We start from the raw sequence: 19,216 nt of genomic DNA on the forward strand, positions 1-19,216 counted from the left end.
TAACCGTTTTTGAAGATATATTTTAAATAAAAGTGACCTTTAGATGAGGTCTCTTTTATTTAAAATAAATTTTCCATTTTCTTTATCAAAACTATCGAGAATGTAAGGTCTAAATTCATCAGGATATTTCTCTAAACCAGTTGTTAAAATAACTTGATATTGTTTATCTTCTTCTGATTCTATTAAATTTAATGCAGTAGTCAAAAGGTTTAAATCATTTTTTAAATGATTATCATCAATACCAGAGTCCTCAGGAGTATCAATAATAAGTAATTTTGGATGTTTTACATTATTGTATTTTAATGCTAAAGTTAATATTGTAAAATAGTATAGTAATCTGACAGGTACGTCAGTACTTTTATTTTTATATATTCCACCATCAAGAACAGGCATGTAATCTTCATCAATTTCTGCATATGAAATCTTTGCTGATGATTTCTGAAGTAAAAATTCATAGATAGAATTGAAGTCAGTTATCATACTTTTGTTATTGCTGTCAAATTCTCTTTGAAGATCTTCAAATTCTTTTTTTACAGTTTTGTATGTTCTATCAATAGAATTATAACTTTCGTCCAAATCAATTTTTTCTTGCGCAATTTTTTTGATGAGAGAATATTTGTCAATTTCTTTCTTTGTTTCTAGAATTTTATCATTTAAATTATCAATAAGTTCCGAGTTTCCAGAGAATTCTAGAGAGCTAATTAATTGCGTTATTTTTTTTGTAAGATCATTTGACTTTAGATTCAATTTATCTAGCTCAAATGCATGTATATTAATGTCTCTCGAATAAGAATCTAACGCTATTTGAATAGTTTCTAAGCTTTTCTTCTTATGATTTAATATGCTTTTATATTCGTTAGAATTATAAACGAATTTTTCGTAATCCTCATCTAAAATTTCTTCACCACATAAACAAAAATTTTCTTTTGGCTCATGTTTTTTCATGCAAAAAGGACATATTTTAAAAGAAAAAAGATTTAGTTTGTCGTTAGTGAATATTATTTTTTCAATTTCACTTATTTCATTAGATTGATTTTCAAAAAGTTTTGATATTTTGTCATACTCTATTTTGTAATTATTTAAAGAAATATTTACTTCAGAAATTTTTAAGTCAGTCAAAATTAATTCATTTTGAATTTGATTTATAAAATCAGCTTTTTCATCTACTTTTGTATTTGAACTTAAGTATAGACTCCTTTCTGAATAAAGACTTTCTAATTGCGAATTATATTCATCTAGGGATTTATTTAAAGTAATTATATCTAAATCTATTCCACTAAATTTAGTATTGAAATCATTTAATTTCGAAATTTCTAAGTCTCTTTTTTTAGTAGTTTCCTTAAATTCGTCGTGCTTTTTAAAAAAATCATCAGATGAAATTCCCAGTAAAATTTCAAAAATTGTTTTTCTTATAATTAAAGAATCGGTTATGAAATTTAAATTAGCGGGTTCTTTAAATATTTTTTTTGATTCCGTTTCTTGGTCATAAATAATTAATCTTAATAAATCAGAAAAATTAATTTTCCATGTTCTAGTTCCTAGATTTAATTCAGAAATATTTATTTCTAGTTTAGTTAATAACCAATCAGAGAATATTTCTTCACCTGATTGTCGGTTTATTGGGAATGAAAAATATTCGTCTTCAAAATTTATAAATATATCATTACTGTTTATAAATCTTTTCAGTCTATAGTTTTCGTTGTTTATGTTTATATCAAGTTCAACATAATTATTTTTATCGTTAATTATTTCTTGATATTTTTCTTTTTTACTATCGGGATTAAAATATTTTAAATTACTTCCTAGACCATATTCAATAAAGTAAGTAAATGTACTTTTTCCTGAACCATTATCTCCTGTAATAATATTAATTCCATTTTGCAATGTTGGAGATTCATAGTGATAATTAGTGCCAGAATATGTGACTTTATTTATTTTTAGATTTCCCATGTAATAACATTGTTATTAGTAAATATACTTTCTACCATTTTTTTTACTGTGATACCTTTCAATCTCGGAATAATTGATCTCAGTAAATTAATGTTTTTAATTTCCTTCTCGAACAAATTCGAATTTAAAAACCCATCAGGGATATTTTCAGATTTTAACCACAAATCAAAAGATTGATGAGTTCTATTGATACTTACCCCGATGTAGTTACTATTTTTTAATATAACTAATAAGTGAGAAATTAACTGTTTTTTTAATTGAGATTTTGAATATATTCTTGATAGTTCATTTTTATCATATTTATTGAAATCATGATTAAAACTTACAAAATGAATTAAGTAGGCGATTTTTCTAAAATCCTTAAATTTAGTTTGCTCTGTATTTGCGTCTAATTCTTTTAGTATGAGCAGGATGTTGTATGTCAAGAAGTTATAGTCTTCTTTTTGTATAAACATCATCCTTTTTTTAGCAATATTTCTATTTTCCATCATGTGTATATACCTATTTCGTCAAAGGACAAGTAGCATTCATCTATAAGTGCTAAAACAAGTTTTCGCAGTAAATCTTTGTTTTTAAGAGGGTAAGAGTAGTCTTGTGATTTTTCCTCTATTATTTTACATGCTCGTTCAGTATATCTTTCAATTAAAGAACTAATCTGTCCCTTTGTAAGAGTTTTTTCTTCGACTTCTTCACAAAATTCCAAAAGTTCATCTTGACAAACTTCAAAAATTCTGTATTTCATTGAACTAATTAATCTTTCAGAATAATTTATCAGTTCCGCTTTTCCAGATGCAATATCTCGACAGTATTTTTCAATTCTAATATCCCTTATTTCTTTATTTACGGCTAAAATTTTGTCTTTAAAATTTCGTACATCTTTTTTTTCTAATGAATCCCATTGATCTAATGCTGAATCATCTTCATTTTTCTCAAAACTATTTTGATATAAATTGGGGGTTACTTCGTGCAATAGTATTTGTTGAATATTTCTAATTTGTTCAGTATTTGCATCATTTATTTTAGATAATAAATCTTTTAAATCCCATTCTTCAAATATAAACCTATCATTAATTTCGTCTTCAAATCCCTTAGCCCTCTTTGGTTTTTTTAAGGAGGGATAAAGCATAATTACCTTTTCATAGTTGTAATCATCTTTGTATTTGGTAATTGTATTAAGAACTTTCTTTTTTGAAGTTGTTGAAGTAATTTGAAATGCTATATCATTAATATCATCTCCTAAATCAATTGCAGAAAAGTTAGCTTCTAGTGTGTTTAGGTTTACGAAATTTCGATCAGAATAAAGAATATTCAATATATCTCTAAAAATATTTTCAATATGAATATTTATATCGTGTAAATTTAAATGGCTATACTGAATTATTTTTTTTTCTAGCAACCCGAAAGCCGTTGTTATATTATCTAAATGTGCTCTTGCCATTGTTTTTTATTTGCAATTTACTCGAACTGATTTTTAATTTCTTATGATTTGAATTGATTTCAAACATAATAATTTTCCTTATAAATAACTAGTGTGTATAAAAAATAAAAAACCACAATTTACATTAAAAAATAATTAATGTAAATTGTGGTTTAAAGATCGATAAAAGATAAATAGATTACCCCAGAAAATCCTTCAACTCCTCATAACTCCCAATCTTCACACTAATTTTCTCCTCATTAATAACACTCTCAATCTGTGCCGGAATCGGAAGCGTAATTTCCAATGCAGGTTCAACCACATCGAGAAACTTAATAGGATGCGCGGTTTCTAAGAAAATACCAATTGCATTTTCGTGTTTTTTTAATTCTTTTTTCAAGCCAAGGTAACCAACAGCACCATGAGGCTCTGCAATATAACCATCGGTTTTGTAGATTTGTTTCATGGCTTCCAGTGTTTCCTCATCGGTGTAACTGTAAGAAGAGAAATCTTTCTCAAAAGTCTTTAAATCATTATTATACAATTCCTGAATTCTAATAAAATTACTTGGGTTTCCGACATCCATGGCATTAGAAATCGTTGCTCTAGATGGTTTCGGATCGTATTTTCCGTTTTCTAAAAATCTTGGTACCGTATCATTTACATTCGTAGAAGCTACAAAATGTTCAATTGGCAGACCTAATTTTTTCGCCATGATTCCGGCACAGATATTCCCGAAATTACCACTTGGACAGGAGAAAATCAAAGGTTTGTTTTGGCTTTTCAGTGCTTTGTAAGCAAAGAAAAAATAGAACATTTGCGGTAACCAACGTGCGATATTGATAGAATTTGCAGAAGTCAGGTTTTTGTGCGCTAAAGTCTCGTCTAAAAACGCCTTTTTAACCATATCCTGGCAATCATCAAAAACGCCATCGACTTCTAGTGCTTTTATATTTTGCCCTAAAGTAGTCAATTGTTTTTCCTGAATGTCGCTTACTTTTCCTGATGGGTATAAAATCACAACCTCAACACCGTCCACACCAAGAAATCCGCTTGCCACAGCACCACCGGTGTCTCCGGAAGTGGCAACTAAAACGGTATTTTTAGCGTCCTTTTTGTCTTTATTGAAATAACCCAAGCAACGAGACATAAATCGTGCTCCAACATCTTTAAAAGCCATTGTAGGACCGTGGAACAGCTCTAACGAGTAAATTCCGTTTTCGACTTTCACTACAGGAAAATCAAAGCACAATGTTTCTGCAATGATTTCTTTCAATTTTTCTGCCGGAATTTCGTCTCCAACGAATTGTTTGATGGCTTCAAAAGCAATTTCTTGATGGCTTAAACTTTCGATTGTATCAAAAAAAGAAGGATCTAAAGCGGTTATATTTTCCGGGAAATATAATCCTTTATCACTTGCTAATCCTTGTATTACAGCCTCCTGAAAAGAAACTTTCGGGGCATTATGGTTTAAACTGTAGTATTTCATTTCTAATTTTAGATTTTATTTAACCGCAAAGAGCGCAAAGAAATTGTTCCTTTTAAAAACGCAGTGTTCGCAAAGCTTTGTGGTTATTCAAGTGTTGTTTTTTTTAGTTTCAATACTTATTATTCGGTTTTCTTGTCATTTCGACGAAGGAGACCCGAGCGATAGCGAATAGACGAAGTAAATTACAATCGGAACTCGACAATAGTAAGTCATATCTTGTGTGATTCCTCCTTCGTCGGAATGACAAACTGGACGTGACAAACTAGGCGTGACAAACTGGGCGTGATCTACTTTGCGGCGAGCTTCGACTTCGCTCAACCTGACACGTTTTGTCTTAATACTTAATTCTTCGTACTTAATACATTTCACATTTCACAACTAACATTTCACAAAATCCTAACCCCATCCGGATTAATCTTCGAAACGTGAATTTCATACGGTAAATTCATTTTTTCGTAAACGTCGCTCATGGCTTTTGCAATTTGGTCTGCAGTTTTTTCTCCACGGCTTAAAGCGAAGATCGAAGGACCGGAACCTGAAATTCCTGAGCCTAAAGCTCCATTTTCGTAAGCTGTTTGTTTGATTTGATCAAACCCGGGGATTAAAACACTTCGTAAAGGCTCTACGATTTCATCATGAAGTGATCTTCCGATTAAATCGTAATCTTTGGTGTACAATCCGGCGACTAATCCGCCCACATTTCCCCATTGCATGATGGCGCTTTTTAAGGAAACGTTTTGTTTTAATACCGAACGGGCGTCAGAGGTTTTTAACTCGATTTGAGGATGAACCACCGTAGCAAACAATTCTTCCGGGCTGTCAATTCGGATAATGTCCAGTGGACTGTAACTTCTTACCAAAGTAAAACCGCCCAACAGAGCAGGAGCAACGTTGTCTGCATGTGCATTTCCGCTGGCTAATTTTTCGCCTTGCATGGCAAACTGCACCAAATCTTTTCTGGAATAAGGTCTTCCGAGCAATTCGTTGATTCCGAAAACCGCTCCGGCAGAACTTGCAGCACTGCTTCCGATTCCGCTTCCGGCTTTGATGTGTTTGTAGATTTCAATTTCAAAACCAAAATCCAGATCACCTAAAGTTTCCAACATGGCCAAAGCAGCCACTCCAGAAACATTTTTTTCTGTTTCCAGAGGTAAATCAGCCCCCACAATTTTAGTAATTCGAATTCCTTTCTGATCCGATTTTCGAATGATCATTTCGTCACCCGCATTGTCTAAGCAAAGTCCAAGTACGTCAAATCCGCACGAAAGATTCGCAATAGTCGCCGGGCAAAATAGTTTTATTTGTTCCATGTTTATAGGTTCAGAGGCTCAAAGGCACAAAGGTGCAAAGGCTTTGTCCCTCTGTCCCTTTGAACCTTTGTCCCTCTATTTAGTTATTTCCAATTCTAATTACATCTGCAAAAATTCCTGAAGCGGTAACCGCTGCTCCGGCTCCGGCACCTTTTATAAGCAAAGGCTGATCTACGTAACGATCGGTGTAGAACAAAACGATGTTGTCTTTTCCTTCTAAGTTATAAAAAGGATGGTCTTTTGGAATAAATTGTAAACCAACGCTTGCTTTGCCGTTTTCGAATTGTGCTACATATTTTAATCTTGAATCTTTGCTTAAAGCTTCTTCATAGATTTTATCGAAATGTGGAGCGTGTTGGATTAATGAAGTAAAAAAGGCATCATTTGTATTGGTATCCAAACATTCGGTAGGCAAAAAGGACTCGTTGGCGATGGCTTCAATATCCATTTCGTAACCGCTTTCGCGAATTAGAATCAGGATTTTACGCGCAACGTCGATTCCGCTTAAGTCAATTTTTGGATCAGGTTCTGTAAATCCTTGTACCCCCGCTTCTTTTACCACATCGTGAAAAGAATTGTTTTTGTCGAAATTATTGAAGATAAAGTTCAAACTTCCGGACAGAACCGCCTGAATTTTATGCACTTTATCACCGGAAGCGATTAAGTTTTTTACGGTATCAATAATAGGTAATCCTGCCCCAACGTTGGTCTCAAACAAAAATGGAGCATTGTATTGGCGTGATAAACTTTTTAGCTTTTTATAGTTAGCATACGCAGAGGAACAGGCAATTTTGTTGCAAGTTACAACGGCCATACTTTGTTTTAAAAACTGCTCGTAGGTGTCAGATACACTTGCGTTTGCTGTAATATCTACAAAAATACTGTTACGTAAATTCATTTCTTTAGCACGTTCGATAAAGGCTTCTTTGTTTGCAGGTTCTCCTTTGTCTAAGTCATTTTGCCATTCTTTTAGAGAAATTCCGTCTTCGTCAAAAAGCATTTTTCTTGAATTGGACAAAGCGATAACACGAACATTAATCTTAAGATTATCTTTTAAGAATTTCTTTTGATTGTGGATTTGTTCGATGAATTTTTCTCCAACATTTCCAACACCCATTACAAATAAGTTAAGCTGTTTGGTGTTTTCTTCGAAGAAATTTTCATGCAAAGTATTCAATGCTTTTTTTACATCTCTTTCGTTGATTACAGTAGAGATATTACGCTCAGAAGCTCCTTGCGCAATAGCACGGATGTTCACATTGTTTTTACCCAGTGTGCTGAACATTCTACCGCTTAAACCTTGGTGATTTTTCATGTTTTCGCCAACCAAAGCAATAATGCAAAGGTCTTTTTCTACAATGCAGGGATCAATTTTGTTTTGAAGGATTTCAATTTCAAAAGCTCTGTTGATCGCAGCTTCCGCATTTTCGGCATCTGAATTTAGGATTCCGATACAGATAGAATGCTCTGAAGAGGCCTGTGTAATGAAAATAACATTTATTTTTTCCTGAGACAGTACTTCAAACAAACGTTTTGACGAACCTGAGACACCAATCATTCCGGAACCTTCCAGTGTCAACAAAGAGATGTGATCAATATGGCTGATTCCTTTTACAACTGTATCTTTTGAGGAGACTTGATCTGAAATTAAAGTTCCTTCGGCTTCGGGTTCAAAAGTATTTTTGATTAAAATTGGAATGTTTTTTCTTAAAACAGGCTGAATAGTTGGCGGGTAAAGCACTTTTGCTCCAAAATGAGATAACTCCATAGCTTCCTGATAAGAGATCGTCGCAATTGGTCGGGCTTGTTTAACAATTTTAGGATTTGCTGTAAACATTCCGTTTACGTCAGTCCAGATTTCTAATTGAGTAGCATTTACAGCTCCTGCAATGATAGCAGCAGTATAATCCGAGCCACCACGACCTAAAGTGGTAGTAATTCCATCAGGAGTTGAAGCAATGAATCCCGGTAAAATAGTGATTTGTGATGCGTTTTCAGCAAAATATTCTTGCGTCAATTGATTGGAAACTTCAAAGTTAACAGCAGCTTTTCCGAAGTTATTGTTGGTTTTAATAAGCTCACGGCTGTCTTTGTAGGCTGCGTTTTTATCAATCTGTGCGTAGGCTTGTGCAATGATAAAGGACGAAAGCAATTCACCGAAACTTAAAATAGTATCCGCTGTTCTCGGGGATAATTCTCCCAATAAGAAACAACCGTCTAATAATGTTTCTAAATGATTGATAATTCTTTTAATATGACTTAACAAGCTACTTTGTTCGCTTACGGGAATTAGTTCTTTTAAAGTGTCGAGGTGTTTTTTCTCTATTTCGGCGATAATTTCTCTGAAATTTTCGTCATTGGCTGCCGCTTTTGCAGCTGCCAATTGCAATAGGTCTGTTACTTTACTTAAGGCAGAAACAACTACTGCTATTTTTTCCTGTTTAGAATTTTGATTTATAATGTCGAGTACGAGTCTTATATTTTGTGCATTGGCAACCGAAGTTCCGCCAAATTTTAATACTTTCATTTTTGATGATTTTTTTCTTTTATGCAAATATTTTTATCTATCCAATAGCTTTCTTCTTTTTAGAAAAAAGTAGGAACAATCAGGATTATATGTAAAAGTGTATACCCCTAAGGGGTAGTAGTAGTTGTAGTAGAAATAATGGTAACAGCAATTGCAACTCCGATTGGAGTTGTCATAGAAGATTGATATGTAGTGCTGTTACTTTTCATTTTCGTTTTTCAAAAGTACAGTTTTTTATAAGAGTTAAAAATCTTTGTTCTCTTTTTACGAATATTTCATTTTTTCAAAAATATAAAATTCAATATTGAGTATTTTATAAAATTCAATAAATAAAATAAGGTTATTCATATAATTATTTGCTTTTTATTGAGGCCATTAAGTTATAAAATGCTTATCCTTAATGGTAAATACGGTTAAAAAAGGCGATTAGTCTATGAATTTAATAGACTTTTTAGTTTTTTGATTTTCTGTGTGCTACTAAAAATGAGGCTGTTTAAGTAACATAAAAACATGAGATTTGTATGGTTAATGTTGTGAAATGATTAGAATAGATAATTTTAGACCATTACAATTTTAATTATTATGAACAAATGTTGCTTTTTAATATTGATTTGCGGAATTTTGACATCTTAAAATATTTAAACAACATGAGAGAGATTCATTATATAAGTACTGAAACCATAACTTTAGAAGATTTACAGGAAATAATCGTAAATCAAAAAACACTTGAATTATCAGAAGAAGCAAAGGTAAACGTTCAGAAATGTCGCGATTATTTAGATAAAAAGATGGCGTCACATTCTGAGCCTATTTACGGAATCAACACTGGTTTTGGATCGCTTTGTAATGTGAAAATTTCAAATGAAAATCTGTCAAAACTTCAGGAAAACCTTGTAAAATCACACGCTTGCGGAACAGGAGAAGAAGTGCCGGCAGAAATTGTAAAGATGATGTTGTTGCTTAAGATTCAATCTTTAAGTTACGGACATTCAGGAGTTCAATTGCAGACTTTAGATCGTTTAGTTGCTTTTTATAATAATGATATTTTACCAGTTATTTATACGCAAGGTTCTTTAGGGGCTTCAGGAGATTTAGCTCCTTTGGCGCATTTATCTTTGCCGTTATTGGGAGAAGGTGAAGTGCTTTTTGAAGGTAAAAGAATGGCTTCTGCTGATGTTTTGAAACATTTTAACTGGGAACCAATCGTTTTAAAATCTAAAGAAGGTTTGGCATTGTTAAACGGAACTCAGTTTATGAGTGCGTATGGAGCTCACATTTTAATTAAAGCTTATAAGTATTCATATTTGGCAGATTTAATCGGAGCCATTTCACTGGAAGGTTTTGACGGAAGAATAGAGCCTTTTAACGAATTGATCCATTTTATACGTCCTCACAAAGGGCAAATTGTGACCGCGCAACGTGTCAGTGAATTTTTGGAAGGAAGCGAAATCATAGCTCAGGAAAAGAAACATGTTCAGGATCCATATTCCTTCCGTTGTATTCCTCAGGTTCACGGAGCTTCAAAAGATGCGATTGATTATGTTAGAAAAGTATTCAAAACAGAAATCAATTCTGTTACGGACAATCCAAATATTTTTGTTGAATCCGATCAGATTATTTCCGGTGGGAATTTCCACGGACAACCTTTAGCATTAGCATTAGATTTTATGGCAATTGCTTTGGCTGAATTAGGAAGTATTTCAGAAAGAAGAACCTATCAATTGATTTCAGGATTACGTAATCTTCCGGCGTTTTTGGTTGATAATCCTGGGTTGAATTCCGGTTTTATGATTCCACAATATACAGCTGCAAGTATTGCAAGTCAAAATAAACAATTGGCAACTCCATCAAGTATTGACAGTATTGTTTCGAGTAACGGACAGGAAGATCACGTAAGTATGGGGGCAAATGGTGCTACCAAAGCATTACGTGTTATGGACAATCTGGAGCGTATTCTGGCAATTGAGTTGTTAAATGCTTCACAGGCTATTGCGTACAGAGAGCCCTTAAAATCAAGTGATTTTATCGAAATGTTCCTGACAAGCTACAGAGAGGTGGTACCTTTGGTAAAAGAAGACAGAATTTTACACTATGATATCGAAAAGACAGTGACATTTCTTAATAGTTTCCAAATTGAAAATGATTTGTTAACAATGGCTTAACATTGCAAAATAATATTGAAGTAATTTTGCACTATCAAAAATATAAAAATGTCAATAAACAGTATTTTCCAATTTTTAGTGCCGAAAGACAAGAAATTCTTTCCACTTTTTGAAGAGGCTTCAAGTAATTTAATTGAATTAGCTTCTAATTTACATGAGGCTGTAAACCTTCCGTTGAAAGAAAGAGAAGTTCTTTTTCAAAAAATTGATGAATTAGAGCAAAGAGGAGAAGACATTACACGTCAGACCAATCTTGAATTGAGTAGAAATTTTATTACTCCGTTTGACAGAGAAGATATTCATACGTTAATTACGTCTATTGATAACGTAGCAGATTACCTTCACGGAGCTGCAAGCAGAATGAAATTATATCAGGTTGATAAAATTACAAAATCAATCAGAAAGATGACAGAAATCAATCTTGAAGCTTGTCAGAATATTGATAGTGCAGTAAAAGAATTGAGTAACTTGAAAAACATGAATGTTATTAAAGATGCTTGTGCCAGAATTAACAAACTGGAAAACAAATCAGATAACGTTTACAACAAAGCGGTTTTTGAAATTTTTGAAAACGAAACAGATGCTAAAAACATTATTAAGTATAAAGAAGTTTTATCTGTTTTAGAATCAGCTACAGACAAATGTAAGAGCGTTGCGAACATATTGGAATCGATTTCTGTAAAACATTCTTAAATTCAATTTATTTCATTCTGAAGTTATAATTTATGACGCTACTTATAATTATTATAGTATTAGCTTTAATTTTTGATTACATCAATGGTTTTCATGATGCGGCAAATGCTATTGCTACAGTTGTTGCCACAAAGGTATTAACACCTTTCCAGGCCGTAGTTTGGGCAGCATTTTTTAATTTTCTGGCTTATTGGGTTTTCGGATTCGGTGTAGCAGATACCGTTGCAAAAACAGCGCACACCATGGAGATTAACCTGGTTGTAATTTTGGCGGGTGTTATTGCAGCGATTTGTTGGAATTTATTGACCTGGTGGCTTGGAATACCTTCAAGTTCATCACACACTTTGATTGGTGGTTTTGCAGGAGCGGCTATTGCACATGCTATTGCAGTTCATGGTTTTTCGGGTTACGCAGGTGAAGATGGAACAACACATTACTGGTATGAAATTGTAAGCTGGTACAAGGCAGGAAAAGATGGTGGAATGCCTTCGGGAGTTCTTATTATTATTGCCTTTATTGTTTTAGCACCATTATTGGGAGTATTAGCCTCTTATTTAATATCGATTTGGTTATTGAATGCTTCTCGTAAAAGTATTGGACCTAAAATATTTACTGTAGCCTTAATGATTGGAACAGTATGGGTAGTAAGCAGTTTAATGGTTCCTTACGAAGAAATTGTGGAGCACGGTAAACCAAGATTTGAGTCTCATTTTTGGAGTGTAGCTTTTGATCCACATAATATTAAATGGTTTTTAGTTGCTTTTATTATCTTAACAGTAAGTGCTTTTTGTTTGATATTCAGTAGTCTGAATTTGCATCAGGCCGATGCTGCTTTGAAAAAAATGCAATTATTGTCTTCTGCTGCTTTCAGTTTGGGACATGGAGGAAATGATTCTCAAAAAGTAATGGGTATTATCGCTGCAGCTGTAGCGGTTTATATCAATACCAATCCGGGGGTTCATTTGGATGCTTGGTTAGATGTTGTTTTACCAAATGATGATAAGGGAATAAAAGGAGTAATGCCGGGATGGATTCCATTAGCGTGTTATTCTGCAATTGCTGCGGGAACTTTGAGTGGTGGATGGAAAATTGTAAAAACAATGGGGTCTAAAATCACAAAAGTAAGTTCGTTTGAAGGTGTTGCTGCTGAAACAGCCGGTGCTTTGACACTTTACTTTACAGAGCATTTAAAAATTCCGGTAAGTACCACACATACGATTACAGGTTCTATCATCGGAGTTGGATTAACAAAACGTGTATCTGCCGTTCGTTGGGGGGTAACCGTAAGTTTGATCTGGGCTTGGATATTAACGATTCCTATTTCAGCCCTTTTAGCAGGTTTAGTGTATTTCGTATTGAGTCTTTTTATTTCGTAATGAGATGATTTTTGTGAAATGTGAGATGTTAAGTCACATTTTAATACTTATAAAAAAGAAGCTGTTGCAGATTGTAGCAGCTTCTTTTTGTATTGTATAAATCGGCTAAACTCACTGTGAAAAGTATCTCACTTTGCGGTTAAAACTGAGTTTGCAGGTATTTTTCATGATCCAAAAACACGCCAGTTTAAACCTGAAACCTGAAACAAAACCGTTTATTTTCTAAAATTCTTATGATTGTGTTTTCGTTTATAATGCGTCTGTTTTAATTTGTTCTGATCTTTTGAGATAATGCTAATGGTGCCGTCAATTTCTAGCATGGCCAATTTTACATTTTTAAAGAATTCTACGCCGTGTTCCCGCATTGCTTCTTTTAGTTCATCATCAGAAATATCCAGTTTGCTTAAGGCTTTAAAGTCTAATTTCCCGTCGTGGATTAGAATCTCAGGTTTGTCTAATAACAGATCGTTAAGGGTTTTATATTTGTGTGTTAGTTTTTTAATAATAAAATTGATTGCAAACAATACCAAAGCGGCAACCAGCCCTCCTGAAAGACTTGTGTCGGGGCCAACCATGGCGTTTTGTACTGAATTACTGATTAGCAGGATCAGGATAATATCGGCTGTATTTAATTGGGAAAGCTCTTTTTTTCCAAAGATGCGTAGGGCAATGGTCATGAAAAAATAGACTGCAATGCTTCTAAATATAATATCGGAGTAAGGGAATAGTAGCATGTTTTTATTTTAAAGTTAAGAAAAAAACGGTATCGGCTAAATATTAAATTGTCATGATGATTATCAAAAAAAGAACGAGGTCATTATCTGGTAACGATGTCAGTAGTAGTGTTTTTTATTGTTTTTCGAAGTATATGTTGTTTGCTAAGTTTTGTAAGTCAGCGGTGTCGGTGTTGCAAAGAATGATCAAAATTTTGTCGAAATCCTTGTTTGTAATTATTTCAGAATTAAAACCGTCAATATTACCACTTCTCCTATAGACATTTGCCTTATCATCATAGTAAAATCCAAATGTAGGTTTTCCTGAAATCCAATCTACAAATTCGTCGTTTTGTGGCTTTAGTAGGAAGTTGTTTTTTGATTTCTCAGAAATTAGCTCATTATTTCTAAGGGCAATTAAGAGCTTGTATAAATCTTCGGTAGTGGAGTAAAGCGCGCCAGCTCCATAATAGTTGGAAATAAATCTTCTGTCGTTAAAAAGAGGTTTGTTCTTTTCTCCTTTGCCAAAGGAATAGTTATGATAACCGTATGCTAAATGTTTGATAACTTCACTTTCTTTTACAAATCCGGTGTTTGTCATTTTTAGAGGTTTGGTAATCAAATCTTCTATTGATTTTGAAAAATCTTTTTTAGTAATCTTTTCGATTACTTTAGAAAGGAGGATAAAGTCTACGTTGTTATAATTGAATTTCAAAGTATCCTTTGACGACTTTTTTACAAACTCTTTTATATAATTGTCGATTGTATATTTATTTACAACGGCCTTTATTGGTTCGTTTTCCAATCCTGAATGATGAGTTAATAAATCTTTAATGGATATATTTTGGCAATTTTCCGGTAATTCAGGAATAAACTTTCCCACTGCATCCTTGATGTCGATTAAATCTTTTTCCTGAAGTTGTAAAATGGCGAGTGATGTAAAAAGTTTTGTTATGGATGCAATTGGAAATCGGGTGTTGTTGTTAATTTCTACATCAAACTGAATGTTAGAAAACCCTTTGTTGATTTTTTGCGTTTGTTTTCCGTCAAAAAATAAAATGCTTCCATTGAAATGCCCCTTTTTATATTCTTGGGTGATTGTTTTTTGAAGATTGTTTTGTGCGGAAAGAAATAAAGGAAATAATAAAAATAAGGATAGGTGAAGTCTCATATGCTGTTTTTTTTACATTTTGTTGGATTAGAATTAAAATTAATTTGAACCTAACGCGAAGCTAATGTTTGTGAAAAATCAGTTTAGTACTTCACCGGAAAAACCTAACAGGTTTTAAAAATCTGTTAGGTTTACGGTAAGTTTGAAGTGAATTTTTAAAAATTCACAGCGTTATAGTTTAAAATTCTTTTCAATTGCTTTAATCATTTCTCCGGCAATATCTTTATTTGTAGCACCCTCTATTCCTTCAAGACCCGGTGAAGAGTTTACTTCAAGTAATAATGGACCCTTAGAAGAACGAATAATATCGACTCCGGCTACTTTTAAATCCATTGCTTTGGCGGCTTTTATCGCGATTTTTTTCTCTTCGGCTGTTACTTTTATAACAGAAGCGGTTCCGCCAAGGTGGATATTAGCTCTGAATTCGCCCGGCATAGCCTCGCGTTGGATTGCAGCAACTACTTTTCCGTCAATAACAAAACAACGAATGTCTTTTCCGTTGGCTTCTTTAATGAATTCCTGAACCAGGATATTGGCATTTAAACTTTTGAAAGCATTGATAACACTTTCTGCCGCTTTTTTGGTTTCAGCCAAAACAACTCCTTTTCCTTGTGTGCCTTCCAGTAATTTTACGATCAACGGAGATCCTCCAACCATTTTAATCAGGTTGTCAGTATCTAATGGAGAATTGGCAAAACCGGTGGTCGGAATGTCGATTCCACTGTTTAATAATAACTGAAGGGAGTATAATTTATCACGGGATTGAGTGATGGCGGTAGCTGAGTTTAAACAGAAAACCTTCAAGGCTTCAAACTGACGTGTCAAAGCACAGCCATAGAATGTAATGCTTGGTCGGATTCGTGGAATAATAGCATCAAATTGATTGAGGATTTTTCCTCCTCTGTAATGAATTTCAGGAGTTTTGGCATCCAGTTTCATGTAACATTCTTTGATGTTCAAAAAATGCATTTCGTGACCGCGCATTTCGCCGGCCTCCATGATTCTTTTATTGCTGTAGAGTTCAGGATTGCTGGCCAGAAGTCCAATTCGTAGACCTGAGGTTGCTTTTTCTGAATTTTGATATAGTTCTTTTAATGATTCCGGTGTGGGTTGCCCTAACATGTATTTTTCTTCAGGGTCTACCAATACGCGTCCGCTCATGGCTTCGCGGCCTAAAAGCATTCTGAAACCCATTGAATCTCTGTTGGTCAATGTCATTTCGATAGGCCACTTGGCATCGCCAATTTTAAGATGCGTCTGGATTACATAGCGATGTTCTCTGAAGCCGCTGGAACTTTTTACAATTCTTTTGTCAATCAACGGTGCTTCACAATGTATAATGGTTTTGATGTTGTTTTGTATCGGGTTAATGTCAAATTTTACCCAATTAGTATCATTTTTAATAAAGGGTGCTATGTTTATAGCATGCAGGGCCGATGTCTTGGCACCGGAATCCACACGAGCTTTAATTGTCGGGATTCCCAACTCAGGAAATGAGCACCATTCTTCGCTACCTAAAATGACTTTGTTTTGAAGCATACGTTGTTTTTTGTTATAGAATTTAAGAGTCAAAAATAGCTATTTGCTTTTAATAAATCGAGGATTCGGGCTAAAGAATAAACCCGTTATGTTATAAAAACGTAACGGGTTTGTTATTTCTGTTATAAAAAAAAGTATGTTATTGATTGGTTGGCTCTTCGGCTTTGTGTATTTCTACAGAAAGTTCCTGAGAGTCATCTTTTAAGTCCATTAAGATCTCATCACCGGAATGTATTTTTGAAGTGATGATTTCTTCTGCCAGTAAATCTTCAACATATTTCTGGATCGCTCTTTTTAGAGGTCTTGCTCCAAACTGTTTGTCAAAGCCTTTGTCGGCGATAAATGCTTTCGCTTTATCAGTAAGATTTAAACGGTATCCTAATTCGGCAACGCGAGAGTACAGTTTTTTAAGTTCAATTTCGATAATGATATCGATATCTGCTTTTTCTAAACTGTTGAATACAATTACATCGTCAATTCTGTTTAAGAATTCAGGAGCAAAAGTTTTCTTCAATGCGTTTTCGATAATACTTTTCGAGTTATCGTCTGCCTGAGCGATTTTTGCAGCAGTTCCAAATCCAACACCTTGTCCAAAGTCTTTTAACTGACGGGCACCAACATTAGAAGTCATGATGATGATCGTGTTTTTAAAATCGATTTTACGACCCAAACTATCCGTTAAATATCCATCATCTAATACTTGTAGCATCATGTTGAATACATCCGGATGTGCTTTTTCGATCTCATCTAAAAGAACAACACAGTATGGTTTTCTACGTACTTTTTCTGTTAATTGACCACCTTCTTCGTATCCTACGTATCCCGGAGGCGCTCCAACTAAACGGGAAATAGCAAATTTCTCCATGTATTCACTCATGTCGATACGAATTAAGGCATCTTCAGAGTCGAATAATTCTTTTGCCAGAACTTTGGCTAATTGTGTTTTACCAACTCCGGTCTGACCTAAGAAAATAAACGAACCGATTGGTTTGTTCGGGTCTTTAAGTCCAGCTCTGTTACGCTGAATAGAACGGGCAATTTTTAAAACAGCTTCGTTTTGACCAATTACTTTATTTTGAATTAATTCCGGTAATTGGGCTAATTTATTACTCTCTGTTTGTGCAATTCTGTTTACAGGGATTCCGGTCATCATAGAAACAACATCGGCTACATTGTCTTCTGTAACTTCAATACGGTTGTTTTTAGAGTCTTCTTCCCATTGTTCCTGAGCTACAGCCAGATCTTTTTCGATGCGTTTTTCATCATCGCGAAGTTTGGCTGCTTCTTCATATTTTTGTTTTTTAACAACCATATTTTTAAGCTCACGTACTTCTTCCAACTGACGTTCCAGATCTAAAATTTGTTTAGGGACATCAATATTGGTAATGTGTACACGAGATCCTGCTTCGTCAAGAGCATCAATAGCTTTGTCCGGTAAAAAACGTTCAGACATATATCTGTTGGTTAGTTTAACACAGGCTTCAATGGCTTCTTGCGTATACGTAACATTATGGTGGTCTTCGTATTTGTCTTTTACATTATTCAAAATAGCAATTGTTTCCTCAACAGAAGTTGGTTCTACAATAACTTTTTGGAAACGTCTTTCCAGAGCTCCGTCTTTCTCGATGTATTGTCTGTACTCATCAAGAGTAGTTGCTCCAATACATTGAATTTCGCCTCTTGCTAAAGCAGGTTTGAACATGTTGGAAGCGTCTAATGATCCAGTTGCTCCACCGGCACCTACTATAGTGTGGATCTCGTCAATAAAAAGAATGATATCATCGTTTTTTTCAAGCTCGTTCATCACGGCTTTCATTCTTTCTTCAAACTGTCCGCGGTATTTTGTTCCGGCTACCAGACTCGCCAAATCAAGAGTTACTACACGTTTGTTGAATAAGATACGAGATACTTTTTTCTGGATGATGCGCAACGCCAGACCTTCTGCAATAGCAGATTTACCAACTCCGGGCTCTCCAATAAGAAGCGGGTTGTTCTTTTTTCTACGGCTTAGGATTTGAGAAACGCGTTCGATTTCTTTTTCGCGTCCTACCACCGGGTCCAGTTTTCCTTCCTCAGCCATTTCTGTTAAATCTCTCCCAAAATTATCTAAAACCGGTGTTTTTGATTTTTTGTTTGACTTATTGGCGGGATTGTTAAAACTACTTTCTTTAAGACTGTCATCTTGTCCTGAATCATCGTTGTATGATTCGTTTCTTGGCAAGTTTTCTAAGAATTCTTCTTCGTTTGGAGTCATATTTAAATATTGTTCTTTAGCTATGTCATAATCTATTTTTAGTTTATTCAATAGCTTGGTTGTTGGATCGTTTTCGTTTCGTAAGATGCATAACAGCAGATGCGCCGTGCTTATCGAGGAGCTTTGAAATACTTTTGCTTCGAGAAAGGTGGTCTTCAGAGCTCTTTCAGCTTGTCGGGTAAGGTGAAGATTTTTCTTTTCTGCATTGATTTCAACGCTTTGATTGGCTGGACTGAGTATTTCTACTTTTCTGCGTAAATGATCTAAATCAACAGCCAGGTTGTTGAGGATATGAATGGCTTTGCCGTTTCCATCTCTCAAAATGCCCAGCATTAGATGCTCAGTACCAATAAAGTCGTGCCCTAAACGTAAGGCTTCTTCTTTACTGTAGGTAATAACATCTTTTACTCTTGGTGAAAAATTATCATCCATAATATATAATTGTAATGTCTAGTAAATTTAGTGAATTACGGTGTGAAAAACAAAAACCGTACCCTTCGGAATCTCATGACAGCTAATAGACAAAAAAAATAACAAAAAAAGCGTTAAAAAACGCTTAATTTATTAACCAAAATCGAAAATAAAGTTGTTAATAAATCATTGAAATAAGTGTGT

13 protein-coding genes are annotated in these 19,216 nt (G+C 34.1%); 3 read left to right on the plus strand and 10 right to left on the minus strand.

Annotated features, from left to right (window positions below):
* Positions 1 to 39 precede the first annotated feature (39 nt).
* The 6 genes from G3A47_RS17025 to thrA all read right to left on the minus strand — a co-directional run bounded on the left by G3A47_RS17025 (position 40) and on the right by thrA (position 8,693).
* Positions 40 to 1,950, minus strand: a complete 1,911-nt coding sequence (locus tag G3A47_RS17025) for a hypothetical protein (RefSeq protein WP_166924537.1) — start codon at positions 1,948 to 1,950, stop codon at positions 40 to 42.
* Positions 1,938 to 2,441: a hypothetical protein gene (locus G3A47_RS17030; protein ID WP_166924539.1), complete on the minus strand. Its 504-nt coding sequence runs from the start codon at positions 2,439 to 2,441 to the stop codon at positions 1,938 to 1,940. The genes G3A47_RS17025 and G3A47_RS17030 overlap by 13 nt, the downstream gene beginning before the upstream one ends.
* Positions 2,438 to 3,388, minus strand: coding sequence for an SMEK domain-containing protein (locus G3A47_RS17035; RefSeq protein WP_166924541.1), 951 nt, complete (start codon positions 3,386 to 3,388; stop codon positions 2,438 to 2,440). Before G3A47_RS17035 ends, G3A47_RS17030 begins: the two co-directional genes overlap by 4 nt.
* Positions 3,389 to 3,566: 178 nt before the next feature.
* Positions 3,567 to 4,856, minus strand: a complete 1,290-nt coding sequence (gene thrC / locus G3A47_RS17040) for a threonine synthase (protein ID WP_166924543.1) — start codon at positions 4,854 to 4,856, stop codon at positions 3,567 to 3,569.
* Between the two features lie 386 nt (positions 4,857 to 5,242).
* Positions 5,243 to 6,166, minus strand: coding sequence for a homoserine kinase (locus G3A47_RS17045; protein ID WP_166924545.1), 924 nt, complete (start codon positions 6,164 to 6,166; stop codon positions 5,243 to 5,245).
* Positions 6,167 to 6,245: 79 nt separating this feature from the next.
* The gene (gene thrA, locus G3A47_RS17050; protein ID WP_166924547.1) at positions 6,246 to 8,693 is read right to left on the minus strand and encodes a bifunctional aspartate kinase/homoserine dehydrogenase I; all 2,448 of its coding nucleotides are present in this window, start codon (positions 8,691 to 8,693) and stop codon (positions 6,246 to 6,248) included.
* 647 nt (positions 8,694 to 9,340) lie between these two features.
* Here thrA and hutH point away from each other — a divergent pair.
* Genes hutH through G3A47_RS17065 form a run of 3 tightly spaced genes read left to right on the plus strand, consistent with a single transcriptional unit; the run spans position 9,341 to position 12,924 of the window.
* Entirely contained in the window at positions 9,341 to 10,855 is a 1,515-nt protein-coding gene (gene hutH, locus G3A47_RS17055) for a histidine ammonia-lyase (RefSeq protein WP_166924548.1), read from the plus strand.
* Between the two features lie 48 nt (positions 10,856 to 10,903).
* Entirely contained in the window at positions 10,904 to 11,548 is a 645-nt protein-coding gene (locus tag G3A47_RS17060; RefSeq protein WP_166924550.1) for a DUF47 domain-containing protein, read from the plus strand.
* Positions 11,549 to 11,580: 32 nt separating this feature from the next.
* A complete protein-coding gene (locus G3A47_RS17065; RefSeq protein WP_166924552.1) occupies positions 11,581 to 12,924 on the plus strand; it encodes an inorganic phosphate transporter in 1,344 nt (447 codons plus the stop codon).
* Between the two features lie 215 nt (positions 12,925 to 13,139).
* On the opposite strand, the gene G3A47_RS17070 is transcribed toward G3A47_RS17065, so the two are convergent.
* From G3A47_RS17070 to G3A47_RS17085, 4 genes are all read right to left on the minus strand, one after another.
* Positions 13,140 to 13,658 (minus strand): DUF421 domain-containing protein, encoded by a 519-nt coding sequence (locus tag G3A47_RS17070; protein WP_166924554.1) that lies wholly within the window; start codon positions 13,656 to 13,658, stop codon positions 13,140 to 13,142.
* 115 nt (positions 13,659 to 13,773) lie between these two features.
* Positions 13,774 to 14,808: a serine hydrolase domain-containing protein gene (locus G3A47_RS17075; protein WP_166924556.1), complete on the minus strand. Its 1,035-nt coding sequence runs from the start codon at positions 14,806 to 14,808 to the stop codon at positions 13,774 to 13,776.
* Positions 14,809 to 14,979: 171 nt separating this feature from the next.
* Positions 14,980 to 16,347, minus strand: coding sequence for a 30S ribosomal protein S6--L-glutamate ligase (rimK, locus tag G3A47_RS17080; protein WP_166924558.1), 1,368 nt, complete (start codon positions 16,345 to 16,347; stop codon positions 14,980 to 14,982).
* Positions 16,348 to 16,486: 139 nt separating this feature from the next.
* Positions 16,487 to 19,033, minus strand: coding sequence for an ATP-dependent Clp protease ATP-binding subunit (locus G3A47_RS17085; protein WP_166924560.1), 2,547 nt, complete (start codon positions 19,031 to 19,033; stop codon positions 16,487 to 16,489).
* Positions 19,034 to 19,216 lie beyond the last annotated feature (183 nt).

The sequence above is a fragment of the Flavobacterium poyangense genome (assembly GCF_011751075.1).
GTDB lineage: Bacteria > Bacteroidota > Bacteroidia > Flavobacteriales > Flavobacteriaceae > Flavobacterium > Flavobacterium poyangense.

Excerpts from the sequence above, each read along its gene's own strand:
- G3A47_RS17025 (WP_166924537.1), bottom strand. The coding sequence starts at position 1,950 with ATGGGAAATCTAAAAATAAATAAAGTCACATATTCTGGCACTAATTAT.
- G3A47_RS17030 (WP_166924539.1), bottom strand. The coding sequence starts at position 2,441 with ATGATGGAAAATAGAAATATTGCTAAAAAAAGGATGATGTTTATACAA.
- G3A47_RS17035 (WP_166924541.1), bottom strand. The coding sequence starts at position 3,388 with ATGGCAAGAGCACATTTAGATAATATAACAACGGCTTTCGGGTTGCTA.
- thrC (WP_166924543.1), bottom strand. The coding sequence starts at position 4,856 with ATGAAATACTACAGTTTAAACCATAATGCCCCGAAAGTTTCTTTTCAG.
- G3A47_RS17045 (WP_166924545.1), bottom strand. The coding sequence starts at position 6,166 with ATGGAACAAATAAAACTATTTTGCCCGGCGACTATTGCGAATCTTTCG.
- thrA (WP_166924547.1), bottom strand. The coding sequence starts at position 8,693 with ATGAAAGTATTAAAATTTGGCGGAACTTCGGTTGCCAATGCACAAAAT.
- hutH (WP_166924548.1), top strand. The coding sequence starts at position 9,341 with ATGAGAGAGATTCATTATATAAGTACTGAAACCATAACTTTAGAAGAT.
- G3A47_RS17060 (WP_166924550.1), top strand. The coding sequence starts at position 10,904 with ATGTCAATAAACAGTATTTTCCAATTTTTAGTGCCGAAAGACAAGAAA.
- G3A47_RS17065 (WP_166924552.1), top strand. The coding sequence starts at position 11,581 with ATGACGCTACTTATAATTATTATAGTATTAGCTTTAATTTTTGATTAC.
- G3A47_RS17070 (WP_166924554.1), bottom strand. The coding sequence starts at position 13,658 with ATGCTACTATTCCCTTACTCCGATATTATATTTAGAAGCATTGCAGTC.
- G3A47_RS17075 (WP_166924556.1), bottom strand. The coding sequence starts at position 14,808 with ATGAGACTTCACCTATCCTTATTTTTATTATTTCCTTTATTTCTTTCC.
- rimK (WP_166924558.1), bottom strand. The coding sequence starts at position 16,347 with ATGCTTCAAAACAAAGTCATTTTAGGTAGCGAAGAATGGTGCTCATTT.
- G3A47_RS17085 (WP_166924560.1), bottom strand. The coding sequence starts at position 19,033 with ATGGATGATAATTTTTCACCAAGAGTAAAAGATGTTATTACCTACAGT.